The organism is Streptomyces sp. LMG1-1-1.1, assembly GCF_040815545.1.
Classification (GTDB): domain Bacteria; phylum Actinomycetota; class Actinomycetes; order Streptomycetales; family Streptomycetaceae; genus Streptomyces.
Genome location: NZ_JBFPNH010000058.1, coordinates 1 through 14,923, shown reverse-complemented (window position 1 = coordinate 14,923; position 14,923 = coordinate 1). Strand labels below are relative to the sequence as shown.

Genomic DNA, 14,923 nt, shown 5'->3' with positions numbered 1-14,923 from the left:
CGGCCCATCGGCGGGACAGCGGGGCGGTGAGCGCCCGTCGGCAGGACAGCAGGGCAGCGGGACACCGGGGCAGCTCGTCAGACAGTCTGCGGCTCAGCGGGTTGACCTATCAGAGCGTCAGCAGGTCAGCCCATCGACCCGCCCGTCCGTCAGCCAGGCCAACGCGCCCGCGAGGTGGGCGCGGAAGAGGGGATCGCCGTACGTCTCCGAGGCGTGGCCGAGTGCGGTGAAGAAGATGCGGCCGCGGTCGATGTCTCCGCACCAGACGAGGGGGTGGTCGGGGCCGTGTGTGCCGCCGTGGTAGGTGGTCTCGTCGGCGCGGGCGAGGACTTGTACGCGTACTCCGGGAGGGGGGTTGTCCCGGGGGTCGGAGGTGAAGTTGTACCACTCGTCGGTGCGGGTCCAGCGGTGGGGTAGGGGGGCGGTCGCGGGGTGGGTGGGGTCGTCGACGAGGACCGTGCCCGGTTGGATCTCCGGGTGGCCGGCGAAGCGGGTGCCGAGGAGTTCGCCGTAGAAGGGCCAGTCGGGTTCGGCGTTCGCGGCGGCGTGGACGGCGAGGAGCGAGCCGCCGCTGCGGAGGTACGTCTCGAAGGCGCGGCGGCCGTCGGAGGTGAGGACGTTTCCTGTGGTGGAGAGCAGGACGACGACGGCGCAGTCGGCGAGCCGCTTCGGGGTGAAGGCGCCGGGATCGTCGGTCACCTCGGCGGGCCGTCCGAGCTCGGTCGCCAGTTGGGTCAGGGCGGCGGCGGCGTCGGGGATCGAGGCGTGGCGGTAGCCGGTGGTGCGGGTGTAGATCAGGACGTCGGCGGTGGGCACGCGGGGGACTCCTGCTCCGTCTGGGGAGGACTGCGGGGGCGCGACGGAACAGAAAGCGCTTTCCATCTCTTGGTCCCGACCGTAGCCATCGAAAACGCCGTGCCGCAAGCCCCACCCTCCCGGCACACTGCCCGGATGGCGTCGATCGACATCCTCCAGGACCACTCCCCCGCCCGGCGGGCGCTCGCACACGTGGCCGCGCGGTCGAGTGGCGAGGCGCTCGACCCGAGCCTGCGGGTCACGCTCAACTTCCATCCGCACTTTCTGCACCGGCTCGCGGACGACGGGGTCTACCGCTCTCAGTTCGTCACCGGCACCGGCAACGGCGGCCTGACGGCGCACCCCGGCGGCGAGCGCCACCGGTGGGAGAGCCGGATCTTCGGCGGAGCGTACGACGAGGCCCCGGCGGACTCCCGTCCGGTGTACGGGGCCCTGGACTTCCGCCGCCGTTCCGTTGGCGCCGCTCCCCGCTTCGGCTCGGCCCATCTGCGCCTGACTGCGGCCGCCCTGGAGCGGGCGACGTTCTGCTATCCGGACAGCTTCCTGGAGCCCGCCGACTTCGGCGTCGCGTCCCGGATGCGCCTGGTCGCGCTCGCCGAGGCGGACGATCAGGACCCGCTCGACGACTACGTCGAGGCGCACGTCCACGGTCCGGTGGTGATCGGCAGGGACGTGGAGGCGCTGGTCCTCGACCCGAGCCACCGGGGCACGGAGGTGGAGGCGGCCGCACGGCGGCTGCCGTGTGCCGTCGAGTGGCACGGCGGGTTCCGGGTCTCGGTCGAGGAGCTGCGGCGGCACCCGGGGTTCCGCGGGCCGGAGTACGTGGAGCTCGGCGCCCGCATCGCTGTCGACGGGTGGCTCGACGCCAGGACGGTGCAGGAGGCGGCCGATTCGGGGCGGTACGACCCGCAGGACGTGAAGAAGGTCTGGCACTGCCTGGCGCGGTTCGGGGCTCCGGAGGTGTGAGATCCACCTCCGGGACTCCGGCGGCGTGAGATCCGCCTCCGGGGCTCCGGCGGCGTGAGATCCGCCTCCGGTTCGATCCGTTGTCGTATCGGATACGTCTCTGTATCTTTTGGCGCGCCGTGCCCGACTCGCTCGACGAGGAGCCGCCATGAGTACCGTGCCGCCCGCGCTCGCCGCCGCCGTAGGACCGCTGCCCGAAGGGGTGGAACTGCCGCTGCCGCCCACCTTCGACTCCGTGGAGGAGGAGCGCCGTTACCGGAAGGAACAGCTCGCCGCGGGGTTCCGGATCTTCGGGAGGTTCGGCTTCTCGGAGGGGGTCGCGGGGCACATCACCGTCCGGGACCCGGGTGACCCGAACGCCTTCTGGGTCAACCCGTTCGGGATGAGCTTCGGCCAGATCAAGGCGTCCGACCTGATCCTGGTCGACCACGAGGGCACCGTCGTCGAGGGCCGCAGGGCCGTGAACCGGGCCGCGTTCGTCATCCACTCGCGGGTCCACGCCGCCCGGCCCGACGCCATCGCCGCCGCACACTCGCACTCCCTGCACGGCAAGGCCTTCTCCAGCCTCGGCATCCCGCTCGACCCCATCACCCAGGACGCCTGCGCCTTCTTCGAGGACCACGGCATCTACGACGACTACCGGGGCGTGGTGAACGAGACCGAGGAGGGCGAGCGGGTCGCCAAGGCCCTCGGCGACCACAAGGCGGTCATCCTCAAGAACCACGGGCTGCTCACGGTGGGCCAGTCGGTCGCCGAGGCCGTCTGGTGGTTCGTCACCATGGAGCGCTCCTGCCAGGCGCAGCTCCTCGCGATGGCGGCGGGCACCCCGCAGCTCATCGACCGGGAGACCGCCCTGCTCACCCGGGGACAGGTCGGCGGTCACCTGGCCGGCTGGTTCCAGGCGCGCCCGCTGTGGGATCAGATCACCGCGTCCGACCCGGACCTCTTCGACTGACCGGGCGTCGGCCCGGGGATCTCCCGCGTCGACGCCTCCAGGAGCGGGGCGAGGAACTGGCGTTCCAGGCTGCCCGGCGGCAGTTCGGCCGGCTCCACGTAGCTCTGCGCGAGACCCCCTTCGCGCAGGGCGATGAGGAGTCGGGCGAACCGGTCGGCGTCCACGGTCAGTTCGCGCCCGGCCCGGCGCAGGACGAGGGTGAGACCGCGGGCGATCTCGGCCCGCAGCCGCTCGTCGTGGCGGGCGAGCACCCAGGCGGCCTGCGGGTCGCGGATGGCGTGCAGGGTGAACTCGGTGGTGACGAGGTACCAGTCCCGTTCGTCGGGTTCGATGCGGGCGGCGAGCTCCGCGAGCCGGTCGAGGGTGTACTCGTCCGCGGTCAGCGCGTCGATCGCGTCGGCGAGCCGCCGTACGGTCCGGTCGCTGTGCTCGTCGAAGAGCGCGAGGAAGAGCTCTTCCTTGCTGGCGAAGTTCGAGTAGTACGCGCCCCGCGTGTAGCCGGCGCGCTCGCAGACCTGCTCGATCGTCGTCGCGTGGAAGCCGTGCTCGGCGAAGGTCTCCAGGGCGGCCTTCAGGAGCGCCGCGCGGGTCAGCGGCCGCCTCCTGGTGACACCTTTCGGCACGGGTGGTTCCTCCTTGGTCAGGGCCGCGGTCCGCGGCGGACGCCTACCCTACCGGCGCCTCCATCCCGGGCGGGGATGAGCGCCGGCGGATAAAATTCACGCATGGGAGAGCGGCCCGTCGCGCCCGCGGCGCCTGATCTGGTCCTCGACATCGACGGGGACGCGACGCGCATGAGCCCGAGCCGGGTCTATCGCATCGGGCGCGACCCCACCAGCGATGTCGTGCTGTCGGACGCCCGGGCGTCCTGGCACCACGCGGTGCTCCGCGCCGCGGCCGGACACTGGATCCTCGCGGACGAGGACAGTACGAACGGCACCTTCGCGGACGGCCTGCGCGTGGCCCTTCCCCAGGAGGTCGGCCCCGGGACGGTCGTACGGTTCGGGCATCCGGAGGACGGCCCGCGCGCGGTGCTCTCGGCCGGCGCCCCGGCCCCCGCGCCGCAGCCCCCGCCCCCGGCTCCCGCCGCTGCCCCCGCACCGCCCGTTCCTCCTCCCGAGCCGATCGTGTCGGCGCCGCTCCCGCCCGTGGCGGATCCCGCGCCCGCCGTCACACCCGAGGCGCCAGCACCGGCACCAGCACCAGCACCGACGCCAGCTCCGACACCGGAACCGGAACCGACACCGGCCCCAGTGCCCGTATCCGTACCCGGGGCAGGGACTCCGCCGCGGCCGTCGTCCGTGTCGTACCCGGCCGCGACCGGGACGTTCCGGCAGCCGACGTCCGTACGGCCGCTGCCGGCGCACAGCATCCGCATCGGGCGGGCGCCGGACAACGACGTGGTCGTGGCCGACCTCGTCGTGTCGCGACGGCACGCGGAGCTGCGGGCGCATCCGGACGGCACGTACTGGATCCACGACCTGGGCAGCCACAACGGCACGTTCCTCAACGGCCGCCGTGTGGAGGACGCGCGGGTGACGCCGGACGACATCGTCGGCGTCGGGCGGTGCGCGTTCTGTCTGATCGGCGGGCAGCTGGTCGAGTTCACGGACACCGGCGAGGTCTCGCTCGACGTACGTTCGCTCGCCGTCACCGTGGACCACGGGCGCAAGACGCTCCTGGACGAGGTGTCGTTCCCCGTGGGCGAGAAGTCCCTGCTCGCGGTGGTCGGGCCGTCCGGGGCCGGGAAGTCGACGCTGCTCGGCGCGCTTACCGGGCAGCGGCCCGCCGACCGGGGCACGGTGCTCTACGACGGGCGTGACCTGTACCGGGACTACGCCGAGCTGCGCCAGCGCATCGGCCTCGTGCCGCAGGACGACATCCTGCACCTCCAGCTCACCGTCCGCCGGGCCCTCGGATACGCCGCCGAACTGCGCTTCCCCGAGGACACGGTGCGGGCCGAGCGGCGGGACCGGGTGGACGAGGTGATCCGGGAGCTCGGTCTCGTCGAGCGCGCGGAGCAGCCGATCCACAGCCTCTCCGGCGGCCAGCGCAAGCGGGTGAGCGTCGCCCTCGAACTGCTCACCAAGCCGTCGCTGCTCTTCCTCGACGAACCGACCTCGGGCCTCGACCCGGGCATGGACCGCTCGGTGATGCACATGCTGCGCGGGCTCGCGGACGACGGGCGGACCGTCGTCGTGGTCACCCACAGCGTGCTCAGCCTGGACGTGTGCGACCGGCTGCTCGTCCTGGCTCCCGGCGGCCGTGTCGCGTACTACGGGCCGCCCGCCGACACCCTCGGCTTCTTCGGGTTCGACCAGTGGCCGGAGGCCTTCGAGGCGTTCGAGAACGAGCGGGACCGCGACTGGGCCGGGCAGTACCGGTCGTCCCGCTTCCACCGCCGGTACATCTCCGACGCGACGGCGCGTCCGGACGTCCCCGTACCCGTACCCGCCGGCGGCCCGGGTGCCCCGGCCGCCCCGCCCGGCGCCGAGCCGGAACCGCCGCCGAAGGCGCAGAGCTGGGGCTCCCAGCTGCGGACGCTCGTACGCCGCTACGCCTCGGCGCTCGCCGCCGACCGCACCTTCCTCGCCATCATGGTCGCACTGCCGTTCGTGATGGGGGCGATGGCCCGCGCCCTGTCCGAGGGCAGCCTCAACCCCGAGTCGACGCTGAACGTCCTGCTCATCCTGTGCGTGGGCGCGGTCCTCACCGGCGCGGCGAACGCCGTACGCGAACTGGTCAAGGAACGTTCCATCTACCGGCGCGAGAGAGCCGTCGGCCTCTCCCGTTCCGCCTATCTCGCCTCCAAGGTCGTCGTCCTCGGCGTGATCACGGTCGTGCAGGCCGTCGTCCTGACCCTGGTCGCGCTGATCGGCGTGCCGCTGAACGTGCCCGACGGCAAGGGCGTCCTCATGCCCCCGCTCGTGGAGATCACGCTCGCCGTGGCGCTGCTCGCCTTCACGGCGATGATGCTCGGTCTGCTCGTCTCGGCGGTCGTGCGCAAGGAGGAGGTGACGATGCCGCTGCTCGTCCTCCTCGCGATCGTGCAGGTGGTGTTCTGCGGCGCCCTCCTGACCGTCCGCGGGACGCCCGTCCTGGAGCAGCTGGCCTGGCTGGTGCCGTCGCGGTGGGCGTTCGCCGCCATGGGCGCGACCATCGACATCGGGAAGGTCGCACCGAGCGACAAGACCGCCGACCCGCTGATGCGGCACACGGCGGAGGCCTGGCTGTTCGACATGGGCATGCTGGTGGTGCTCTGTCTCGTCCTCGGCCTGGTCGTGGCCCGGCTGCTGCGCCGCCACGAGCCGGTCGTGATGCGGAGGTAGGCCGTGCGCTATCCCGTAGCGGAGGGCGGGACCGTGAGCTTTCCCGGACCGGAGGTAGGCCGTGCGCTATCCGGTAGCGGAGTCAGCACCGTGAAGCATTCCCGTACCGGAGGTGGGCCGTGAGCTATCCCGTAGCGGAGGTGGGGCCGTGAGCTATCCCGTAGCGGATTACGTGCCGGACTTCCGGCCCACGCACGTCGTGCCGCGCGACGGGCTCGACGCGTGGGAGGCGCCCGACCCGGGGCTTCCCACGTCGCCCCTCGACGCCTTCCTGCCGGTGCGCCTCGAGGAGCGGGCGGGTGACTGGGGGCGGGTGCTGTGCTCCAACGGCTGGACGGCGTGGGTGGACGCGCGCCTGCTGGTCAGCGTGCCGGGCGACCCTCCGGCGGCGGGCCGGCCGCTGACCAGGACCGCCGATCCGCGGCCGCTGATCGCCCGCGCCGAGGACGCGCTCGGACGGTACCGGCGGGCGGCGGAGGAACTGGGCGCGGGCCGCCTGGACGGCGAGAACTTCCGCCTGCGGACCCGTGGCCTGCGCGTGGGCATGGTCGTCGACGGCGAGTCGGTGTGGCTGTACGACGCGGAGCACGAGCGCTGGGTGTACTGCGACGGGCTCGGTCTGAGTACGTACGCCGGCTTGGCGGCTCCCTCGACGGCGGCGCGGGCGCCGTCGGACCCGTCCCCGGCCCCGTCCCCGGACGCGCCGCCGGACCCGCCCTCGGAGCCGCCCCCGGTGGCCGGGAGCGAGCGGGAGCGGACCGCCGCCGCGCCCGCCGGGTACGAGCCGACGCAGGTGGTGCCCCAGGTCGACCCGGCGGCGGCCGGGCCGCCGCCGACCCAGGTGGTACGGCCGCCCGAATCGGCGGGTGAAGGCTGATGGCGGGCGGTGCGCCCAGCGACGCCGAGCTTCCGGCGGGGCGGCCCTCAGGGCTGCTCGGCAAGGAGATCGCGGGCTACCGCGTGGAGGGCGAGATCGGGCGCGGCGGCATGGCCGTCGTGTACCGGGCGCGGGACCTGCGGCTCGACCGGACGGTGGCGCTGAAGCTGCTCGCCCCCGAGCTGGCCCGCAACGACACCTTCCGCAAGCGCTTCGCGCACGAGTCGCGGGTCGCGGCCTCGATCGACCACCCGCACATCGTGCCGGTCTTCGAGGCGGGCGAGACGGAGGGCGTGCTGTACATCGCGATGCGGTACGTGGCCGGGCAGGACCTGGTGGCCCTGCTCGACCGCGAGGGGCCGCTGCCGCCCGTGACCGCCTGCCGGATCGCCCTCCAGGTCGCCTCCGCCCTGGACGCGGCGCACGCGCACGACCTGGTGCACCGGGACGTGAAGCCGGGCAACATCCTGGTCGCCGAGGGCACCGACCGCGACCATCCCGAGCACGTGTACCTCACGGACTTCGGGCTGACGAAGAAGTCGCTGTCGCTGACCGGCTTCACGACGGTCGGCGAGTTCGTCGGCACGCTGGACTACGTGGCGCCGGAGCAGATCTCGGGCAAGCCCGTCGACGGCCGCTGCGACGTGTACAGCCTCGCGTGCGTGGTGTTCGAGACCCTGGTGGGCGCGCCGCCGTTCCGCCGCGAGACCGACTGGGCCGTGCTCTGGGCGCAGCAGTACGATCCGCCCCCGCCTCTCTCCGAGGTGCGCCCCGGGCTGCCGGAGGCGGCTGACGCGGTGTTCGCGAAGGCGCTGGCGAAGACGCCCGAGGAGCGGTACGGGACCTGCCTGGAGTTCGTCGCCGAGCTGCGGGCCGCGCTGACCGCCGGCGGCACGGGCCCCGCGGCCACGAGCAGCCCCCGGGTACTCGGCCCGCCTCCGGCCCCGCCGGCGTGGGCGCGGCCGGTGTTCCGGGAGCTGTGAGGGGCTTCCTCGGTTAAGGGGGGCTTCCTCGGCTGTGGGGGCCCTCGGCTGTGGGGGGTCCTCGGCTCGTTGCGAGGGGCGGCTTCTCGTCTCGATGCAAGGGGGGTCCTCGGCTCGGGCGCGGTGGCTCGACCTCGCCCCGCCCGACCGGTGTCACGTCACGGCTCGCCTAGGCCGTCTCTTTCGGATCATGCTCAGGCGGCATCCCACTCTGCTTGCAGCCAGCTGAGTTGCGCCGGGCTGAGCGGAGGCTCAAAGCCTTCGGGGAACATCAGTGTGAGTGGCTGCGGCCACATGCTTTCGGGCCCGTGCTCCTCACAGTGCAGAGCCACGAGATGCGGTCCCTCCCCGCAAGCCTCGCGTTGGTAGAAGCGGTCATGCGCCTGGCAGAAGTACGAGAACACCGTGCAGTCGTCCTCGTCAGTCGGCTCGTAGAAAACGGGATCCCGGACGATCAGTGTCACCGGTTCCTGTCGGTTGAACCGGGGGATGGGCCGAGGATCGCACCACAGCAGTCGAGGAGGAAGCACGCGATCATTCTGCGCCCAAGGCACGTTCGAGTCAGCGTGCAGACCAGATGAAGATGCCCGCGCGATGGAGTGCCGCCAGGTAGATCACGGCGGTCTTGTCATACCGAGTGGCCAGGCCGCGCCACTGCTTGAGCTTGTTGACGCAGCGCTCGACGGTGTTGCGCTGCTTGTAGGCGTGCCGGCCGAAGGCCGGTGGCCTGCCGCCTCGGCTGCCGCGGCGTTTGCGGTTGGCGGCCCGGTCGGCGGGCTGCGAGATCACGGCCCGGATCCCTAGCCCGACCGGTGTCACTTCACGGGCTGTCGCTCGACCTCGCCCTTCCGGTGGACGCGGGAGGCCAGCAGGCCGCCGAGGAAGCCGAAGACCAGGCCCCAGAGGAGGGCGAGGCCGACCGTTTTCCAGATGTCCGGGCGCAGCACGACTTCGCCGCCGAGCGAGTCGAGGTCGCCGATGCCGAGGATCGAGAGGCCGAAGCGGGCTTCGACCAGGGTGAGGGGCATGACGACGAGCATGGTCAGGGCGAACGCGACGCCCAGGTGCAGGGAGTGCTGCCAGAGCCGGATGCGGGCCGGGGAGCGTACGGCGGCCGCGAAGGCCACGGCGAGCAGCAGGACGGCGGCGACGGGCAGCAGCCACCACGCGCGCGCGTCCTGTTCGGCGAGCGAGGAGAGGTCGACGGTCGAGAGGTCGGGGCTGTCGCCGTTGCCCCGGAGGACGGCGTCGAGCACCTGCGGCATGGGCAGGCCGAACGGGCCCTCCACCGTGCCTTCCCAGGAGCCGCCGATGCCGACGCCGAGGGCGAGCCAGGACACGTTGGGCAGGCCGAGGAGGAGGACGGCGAGGGTTTCCGCCGCGTGGCCCTTCGTCGCGGCGACGACCACCCCGATGACCAGGCCCAGGGCCACGTACGCGAGGAGCAGGAGGAGCATCGCGGAGGCCGCGGGCCGGACGGGTTCGTGGTAGCGGACGAGCCGTGGCGGCAGCGGGGTCCTGCGGGAGACGAGGAGGGCGACGGCGAGGACGCCGAGGATCCACAGGAGTCCGTAGAAGAGGGTGGGGCCGAGATCGGTGCGGAAGCCGACCGTGGGGTTCACGGCGTCGAGCAGGTCGCCGAAGAGGTCCGTGAGGGACCCCTCCTCGTCGCCGCCGCCTCCGATGGTGATCGGGAAGTCGTGCCGGGCGAGGGCCGAGAGCCCGGCGAGGGCGATCAGCCACAGGAGTACGGTGCTCGCCGCGCGCAGCAGCAGCTCGCGGGTACCGGTCACGGCGTGGTGGCGCAGGGGGCGCAGGAAGCAGAAACCAGTGACCAGGGCGCCCACCAGGGTGACGGTGAGGGGCATGGCCGTCAGTTCGCCCTGGGTGCCGGCGAGGGAGCCGGCGTCGCCGGCGAGTTCGACCTTGCCGCCCGCCGCCATGACGACGACCGCGGCGAGGACGGCGGTGAAGCCGCCGGGCAGGTCCGCGGCGCCCGCGGCCCAGAGGCCGAGCCCGGCGGTGACGGCCATCGCCGCGTAACCGGCGACCACGGCCGCCAGGGCCTGGAGCGCGATGCGGGCGTAGAGCCCGGTGGACGCGGCGGGCCGCGTGGAGGTGGGGAGCCGACTGCTCACGCTGACCACGCTAGTACCGGTGACGGCTGCCCGCTTGTGGACCGGACAGGACGGGTGCCGTTCGCAGGTCGGCAGGACAGGTGCCTTTCGCGGACGGGACGGGTGGCGTTCGCAGGCCGGACAGGACAGGTGCCCTTCGTGGACCGGACAGGACGGGCGCCGCTCGCAGGCCGGCGGACAGGTGCCTTCGCGGGCGGGACGGAACGAGTGCCGGTCACTCGCCGACGGACAGGTGCCCTTCGCGGGCAGCACGGGACGAGTGCCGGTCGCACGCCGGCAGGAGCCGTTCGCGGTCCGGACGGGTGCCGTCGTGGGGGTGCGGGAGCTGCTCCGTTCGCGGAGCGTGACGCTTCCGCTTGCGGGCGGGCCCCCGTCGGGGCACACAATGGCCCCGGAACGGAAGAAAGGGAAAAAAGTGACTTCCCACCCGCCGTCCGGCCCCCCGTCGGTCCCCCCAGCAGGTCCCCCCTCCGGCCCTCTCTCGGGCCCGAGCACACGCCCAGGGACCGGCGGGCCGCCGCCACCCCCCGGCCCGCCGCACGGCGGTTCCGGGGGCGGTTCGGGCGGAGGTGGCGGTAGCGGAGGCGGTGGTTCGGGCGGTGGCGGAGCGGGTCCCGGTGGGACCGGTGACGGCGGCTCCGGCGGAGGCGGCGGCAAGAGTCCCTGGTGGCGTTCCGTCCCGAAGGTCGCCTCGGTCACCGCGGTCGTCGTCGCGGCGGCGGCCCTCGCGGTCGTCCTCACCAACCGCCCCGACGACAGCGGCAGCGAGGCCGGCTCCGGTGGCGGGGAGGTCTTCCTGCAGAACGCGGCCGCGTCCGGCCCCGACCCCTTCACGCGCTCGACGGCCCGCACCTCCGACGGCTCCGCGTCGCCGGCCTCGCTGCCGCCCCGTACCTCGTCGACCACCCCCGAGGTGCGGGGATCGACGCCGGGCCTCTACGGGGGCACGCAGTCGGTCTCCAGCTGCGACGTGGAACAGCAGGTGCGCTACCTCGCCGCCGAGCCCGCGAAGAACGCTGCCTTCGCCTCGGTCATGGGCATCCCCGCGAACGAGGTCCCCGGCTTCCTGCGCTCCCTGACCCCGCTGCAACTGCGGGTCGACACCCGGGTGACGAACCACGGCTTCCGCGACGGCTCCGCCACCACCTACCAGGCCGTGCTCCAGTCGGGCACCGCGGTCATGGTGGACGGCCACGGGGTGCCCCGGGTCCGCTGCGCCTGCGGCAACCCGCTGACGAACCCGGTGGCGCAGAAGCAGCCGCGCACGTCGGGCACGCCCTGGCAGGGTTACAACTCGTCCCAGGTGGTCGTGGTGGCGCCCTCGGTGACCGTCGTGAACGTCTTCATCGTGTACGACCCCCAAGACGACGGCTGGTTCGCGCGGCAGCACGGCGACACGGGCAGGCACGACAAGCCCACGCCGCCGCCTCCCCCGCCGCACTCCCTGTCCCCGACGCCGTCCACGTCGGCCTCGCCGTCCACGTCCAGTTCGTCTCCGTCGATCACCCCGTCGACGCCTGTGCCGTGCGTGACGGTGACGGGCACGCAGACCCCGACGCCGAGCAACGGGATCACCCCGCCCCCGTGCCCCGCGACGCTCTCCCCGCCCCCGCCCCCGCCCCCGCCCCCGCCGACGACGACGCCGACGCCTTCCGACTCGTCCAGTTCCACCAGCAGTTCGCCGTCGGACGGGTCATCGGCGCCTCCCTCCGGGCCCGCGACGGACGGATCGGCCGGCCTGACGAGCCAGTCGGCGGACCAGTCGCCCGACCAGCCGTCCTCGGCGGCGCCGCTGTCGTCGCTGTCCTCCCTGTCGTCGCTCTCCCCGTCGAACTCCGCGTCGTCGCCGGGGCCGGCGTTGGCCCCCGGCTCGGTCTCCGCGCCCGCGTCCGGTCCTGGCACCGTCGTCTGACCGTATGTACGGCCGGGCCCGTCAGACCGCGTCCCCGGCCTGCGGGCCCGGGACGCGCGGCCGGCGGCCGCCTTCCGGAATGACCAGGGGCGTACCGGCCACCGGGCGGGTGATGACGGTGGCCGGCAGGCCGAAGACGTCCCGGACGAGCTCGGGGGTGACGATCTCGCCGGGCGTTCGCGTTCCCGCCGCGACGACCCGGCCGGCGCGCATCGCGTCGAGGTGGTCGGCGTACCGGCAGGCGAGGTTGAGCTCGTGGAGCAGCATCACGACGGTGCGGCCGTCCTCGCGGTTGAGCGCCGCGACGAGTTCGAGGACGTCCACCTGGTGGGCCAGGTCGAGGTAGGTGGTGGGCTCGTCCAGGAGGAGCACCGGGGTGTCCTGGGCGAGGGCCATCGCGATCCAGACGCGCTGGCGCCGGTCGCCGGAGAGCTCGTCAAGGCCGTGGTCCGCGAGGTCCGTGGTGCCGGTGGCGTCCAGGGCCCGGTCGGCGACGGCGTCGTCCGCCGACGACCACTGCCGCCACCAGCGCTGGTGCGGGGTGCCGCCCTGGGCGCCGAGGTCGCGGACGGTGATGCCGTCGGGGGCGGCCGGGCTCTGCGGCAGGAGGGAGAGCTTGACGGCGAGGTCCCGGGCGCCGAGCTCGGCGATGTCCTCGCCGCCGAGGTGGACGTTGCCGGCGGCCGGCTTGAGGAGCCTGGCCAGGGCGCGCAGCGCGGTGGACTTCCCGCAGGCGTTGGGCCGCCCAGGGCGGTGACGCGGCCGGCGGGGATGTCGAGGTCGAGTTCCTCGGCGACGGTCCGCTCGCCGTATCCGAGGCGCAGCCCGGTGCCCTTGAGGGCCGCTCCGGCCGTCAACGATGGTGGTGGCGGTGATGTCAGCCTCCTTGTCCCGAGCGGTTGGCGCGGGCGAGCAGTAGCTGCAGGTACGGGGTGCCGGGGGCGCCGGTGACGATGCCGACGGGCAGTTCGACGGGCGAGAAGACGAGGCGGCCCGCGAGGTCGGCGAGGAGGAGCAGTGTGGCGCCGGTGAGGCCGCTGAGGCCCAGCGGGACGCCGGCGGTGCCGGCGAGGCGGCGGGCGATCTGCGGGGCGCCGAGGGCGATGAAGGCGAGGGGTCCGGCGGCGGCGGTGGCGAGCGCGGCGAGGCACGCGGCGAGGACGAGGAGTCCGACGCGGGCCCGGTTCAGCGGGATGCCGAGTCCGCGTGCGGTGTCGTCGTCGAACTGGAGGAGCTGGTACGGACTGGCCAGGGCGGGGGTGAGCGGTACGAGCACGAGGAGGGCGGTGCCGACCCAGCCGACGTGTTCGTAGCCGCGGCCGTTGAGGCTGCCGGTGAGCCAGACCATCGCCCGGGAGGCTTGGTCGATGTCGGCCTGGGCGAGCATCCAACGGGTGACGGCGGCGAGCGCCCCGTTCGCGGCGATGCCGACGAGGACGAAGCGGTAGCCGGTGACGGTTCCGCCCCGGTAGGCGAGCGGAGCAGGTAGATGACGGCGGCGGTGGCGAGGGCGTCCACGAGCGCGCCGAAGGGGACGGCACCCGAGGTCCCGGCGCCCGCGGCGGTGACGCCGCCGACGAGGATCGCGCCGACAGCGCCCGAGCCGGCTCCGCGGTGATGCCGATGAGGTCGGGGCTGGCGAGCTGCCCGCAGGCGGCGACGGCCGAGCCGGTGAGCAGGACGGCCGCGAGGGCGCCTAGGGCGCGGGGGGGCGACCTTGGTGCCCAGGGTGGCGGCGAGGTCGTCGCCGAGTGCCAGGGCGTTGAGGCGGCCGCTGAGGGCGAGGGCCAGGAGAGACACGCGCAGAGAAGATCGGTGACGCGGTCAACGCCAAGGCGGGCAAGCCCACCGCCTCCGTGGTCCGCTTCCTCGACGGCCCGACGCGCGTGTACCTGCCGAAGACCTTCAGCGGCATCATCCTGGCGGACATGGGCATCGACCGGCCGGCGAACCAGCGGAGCCCCGAAGCGTTCACCATCGAGACCGGCGAGGAGCAGATCGCCCAGGCCGACGCCGGCGTGATCTTCTACGCCACCGACTCGGGCGGTGAGGAGAGCAAGGCCAAGTTCCGCGCCAACCCCCTGTGGAAGCGGCTGACCGCCGGGCAGAAGGGTGCCGTCCACGAGGGGAAGGACGAGATCTGGATGAACTCGGTCTCCCTCCAGGGCGCCCAGCTGGTCCTCGACGACAGGGCCCGCATCTTCAAGGTCGACCCGGCGAAGGCCTGACCCCGCCGCCGCCCGGCCCCGCGACCCCGCCGCGGCCGCCACCCGGCTCCGCGTCGGGACCGGCAGCCGCTCCGCCCCGCACCTCAGCCCCGGCACCGCCCGGTGCGGAGGTGCGCGCGTTGCGGCGCAGGACGCGGGCCTCGCCGGGGAGCAGGGACGGGCCCGGCACCGCGAGCACCGGGCACGGGGCACGGTCGAGGACCGCCCGCAGGACCGGGCGGCGTCGCGGCCCGGAAAACCGGCCACGGCGCGGCGCTGAGCCGACGACCAGCAGATCGCCGGGGCCGCCGGCCAGCGCGCGGAGCACGTCGGCCGGGGCGCCCCTGACGGCCCTGCCCTCGAAGGCCACGTTCGCGGGGGTCCCCCCGAGGCCGTCGAGGATGGCGTCCTCCAGCCGCCGCCGGGCGGTCTCCGCCCACAGGCGCGCCCAGGCCCGGTCGGGCATCCGGGCGTGCAGCGCCTCGCCCTCCGGGGGCTCCCAGGCGAGCACCGCGAGCAGCGGCACGCCGTCGCGCCGGGCGACGGCGGTCGCGTGCCGGAGGGCGGCGAGCGAGGCGAGCGAACCGCTCACGCCGACGACGACCCGGCCGCCCGCCCGGGGGAACACGTCGGTGGGCCCGCCGGGCGACTGGCCGGTCACGCCTGTTCGCAGGCGGCGGGTGCGGCGGCGGGGCGCCGGACGGCGGGTGGCTGGTCGAGTTCGCCGGGCTGCCCGCCGA

The 14,923-nt window shown here is 73.8% G+C and carries 14 protein-coding genes and 1 pseudogene; 7 read left to right on the top strand and 8 right to left on the bottom strand.

From position 1 onward, the window contains the following. Positions 1-117 precede the first annotated feature (117 nt). Positions 118-816: a ThuA domain-containing protein gene (locus tag MRBLMG1_RS30155; protein ID WP_367827328.1), complete on the bottom strand. Its 699-nt coding sequence runs from the start codon at positions 814-816 to the stop codon at positions 118-120. A 135-nt stretch (positions 817-951) separates the two neighbouring features. On the opposite strand from MRBLMG1_RS30155, the gene MRBLMG1_RS30150 reads away from it, so the two are divergent. Further along, a complete protein-coding gene (locus MRBLMG1_RS30150) occupies positions 952-1,782 on the top strand; it encodes a DUF3626 domain-containing protein (RefSeq protein ID WP_367827327.1) in 831 nt (276 codons plus the stop codon). 148 nt (positions 1,783-1,930) lie between these two features. Continuing rightward, positions 1,931-2,737: a class II aldolase/adducin family protein gene (locus tag MRBLMG1_RS30145; protein WP_367827326.1), complete on the top strand. Its 807-nt coding sequence runs from the start codon at positions 1,931-1,933 to the stop codon at positions 2,735-2,737. Here the strand turns inward: MRBLMG1_RS30145 and MRBLMG1_RS30140 are convergent. Further along, entirely contained in the window at positions 2,701-3,360 is a 660-nt protein-coding gene (locus tag MRBLMG1_RS30140; RefSeq protein WP_367827325.1) for a TetR/AcrR family transcriptional regulator, read from the bottom strand. The two genes, MRBLMG1_RS30145 and MRBLMG1_RS30140, sit on opposite strands and share 37 nt — an antisense overlap. 102 nt (positions 3,361-3,462) lie before the next feature. On the opposite strand from MRBLMG1_RS30140, the gene MRBLMG1_RS30135 reads away from it, so the two are divergent. The 3 genes from MRBLMG1_RS30135 (at position 3,463) to MRBLMG1_RS30125 (ending at position 7,926) form a co-directional block, all read left to right on the top strand. Then, a complete protein-coding gene (locus MRBLMG1_RS30135) occupies positions 3,463-6,066 on the top strand; it encodes an FHA domain-containing protein (RefSeq protein ID WP_367827324.1) in 2,604 nt (867 codons plus the stop codon). 148 nt (positions 6,067-6,214) lie between these two features. Next, entirely contained in the window at positions 6,215-6,943 is a 729-nt protein-coding gene (locus MRBLMG1_RS30130) for a hypothetical protein (protein ID WP_367827323.1), read from the top strand. Continuing rightward, the gene (locus tag MRBLMG1_RS30125) at positions 6,943-7,926 is read left to right on the top strand and encodes a serine/threonine-protein kinase (protein ID WP_367827322.1); all 984 of its coding nucleotides are present in this window, start codon (positions 6,943-6,945) and stop codon (positions 7,924-7,926) included. Before MRBLMG1_RS30130 ends, MRBLMG1_RS30125 begins: the two co-directional genes overlap by 1 nt. Positions 7,927-8,120: 194 nt before the next feature. Here the strand turns inward: MRBLMG1_RS30125 and MRBLMG1_RS30120 are convergent, their stop codons facing one another. From MRBLMG1_RS30120 to MRBLMG1_RS30110, 3 genes are all read right to left on the bottom strand, one after another. Next, the gene (locus tag MRBLMG1_RS30120) at positions 8,121-8,390 is read right to left on the bottom strand and encodes a hypothetical protein (protein ID WP_367827321.1); all 270 of its coding nucleotides are present in this window, start codon (positions 8,388-8,390) and stop codon (positions 8,121-8,123) included. 97 nt (positions 8,391-8,487) lie between these two features. After that, positions 8,488-8,715 carry a hypothetical protein gene (locus MRBLMG1_RS30115; RefSeq protein ID WP_414721680.1) on the bottom strand — a complete coding sequence of 76 codons (228 nt, stop codon included), beginning with the start codon at positions 8,713-8,715 and terminating at the stop codon, positions 8,488-8,490. A 26-nt stretch (positions 8,716-8,741) separates the two neighbouring features. Beyond that, positions 8,742-10,073 carry a streptophobe family protein gene (locus MRBLMG1_RS30110; RefSeq protein WP_367827320.1) on the bottom strand — a complete coding sequence of 444 codons (1,332 nt, stop codon included), beginning with the start codon at positions 10,071-10,073 and terminating at the stop codon, positions 8,742-8,744. 406 nt (positions 10,074-10,479) lie between these two features. On the opposite strand from MRBLMG1_RS30110, the gene MRBLMG1_RS30105 reads away from it, so the two are divergent. Next, positions 10,480-11,976 carry a DUF6777 domain-containing protein gene (locus MRBLMG1_RS30105; protein WP_367827319.1) on the top strand — a complete coding sequence of 499 codons (1,497 nt, stop codon included), beginning with the start codon at positions 10,480-10,482 and terminating at the stop codon, positions 11,974-11,976. Between the two features lie 21 nt (positions 11,977-11,997). Here MRBLMG1_RS30105 and MRBLMG1_RS30100 read toward each other — a convergent pair. Both MRBLMG1_RS30100 and MRBLMG1_RS30095 read right to left on the bottom strand, forming a co-directional pair. Next, positions 11,998-12,857 (bottom strand): annotated as a pseudogene (locus tag MRBLMG1_RS30100) (ABC transporter ATP-binding protein). After that, the gene (locus MRBLMG1_RS30095; RefSeq protein ID WP_367827342.1) at positions 12,854-13,402 is read right to left on the bottom strand and encodes an iron chelate uptake ABC transporter family permease subunit; all 549 of its coding nucleotides are present in this window, start codon (positions 13,400-13,402) and stop codon (positions 12,854-12,856) included. Before MRBLMG1_RS30095 ends, MRBLMG1_RS30100 begins: the two are co-directional and overlap by 4 nt. A 385-nt stretch (positions 13,403-13,787) precedes the next feature. On the opposite strand from MRBLMG1_RS30095, the gene MRBLMG1_RS30090 reads away from it, so the two are divergent. Beyond that, positions 13,788-14,204 carry an ABC transporter substrate-binding protein gene (locus MRBLMG1_RS30090; RefSeq protein ID WP_414721682.1) on the top strand — a complete coding sequence of 139 codons (417 nt, stop codon included), beginning with the start codon at positions 13,788-13,790 and terminating at the stop codon, positions 14,202-14,204. Here MRBLMG1_RS30090 and MRBLMG1_RS30085 read toward each other — a convergent pair. Next, a partial coding sequence (locus MRBLMG1_RS30085) for a universal stress protein (RefSeq protein ID WP_367827317.1) occupies positions 14,179-14,923 on the bottom strand: 745 nt, incomplete at its 5' end. The genes MRBLMG1_RS30090 and MRBLMG1_RS30085 overlap by 26 nt on opposite strands.

Coding starts and splice junctions, on each gene's coding strand:
- MRBLMG1_RS30145 (WP_367827326.1), top strand. CDS start 1,931: ATGAGTACCGTGCCGCCCGCGCTCGCCGCCGCCGTAGGACCGCTGCCC.
- MRBLMG1_RS30135 (WP_367827324.1), top strand. CDS start 3,463: ATGGGAGAGCGGCCCGTCGCGCCCGCGGCGCCTGATCTGGTCCTCGAC.
- MRBLMG1_RS30150 (WP_367827327.1), top strand. CDS start 952: ATGGCGTCGATCGACATCCTCCAGGACCACTCCCCCGCCCGGCGGGCG.
- MRBLMG1_RS30125 (WP_367827322.1), top strand. CDS start 6,943: ATGGCGGGCGGTGCGCCCAGCGACGCCGAGCTTCCGGCGGGGCGGCCC.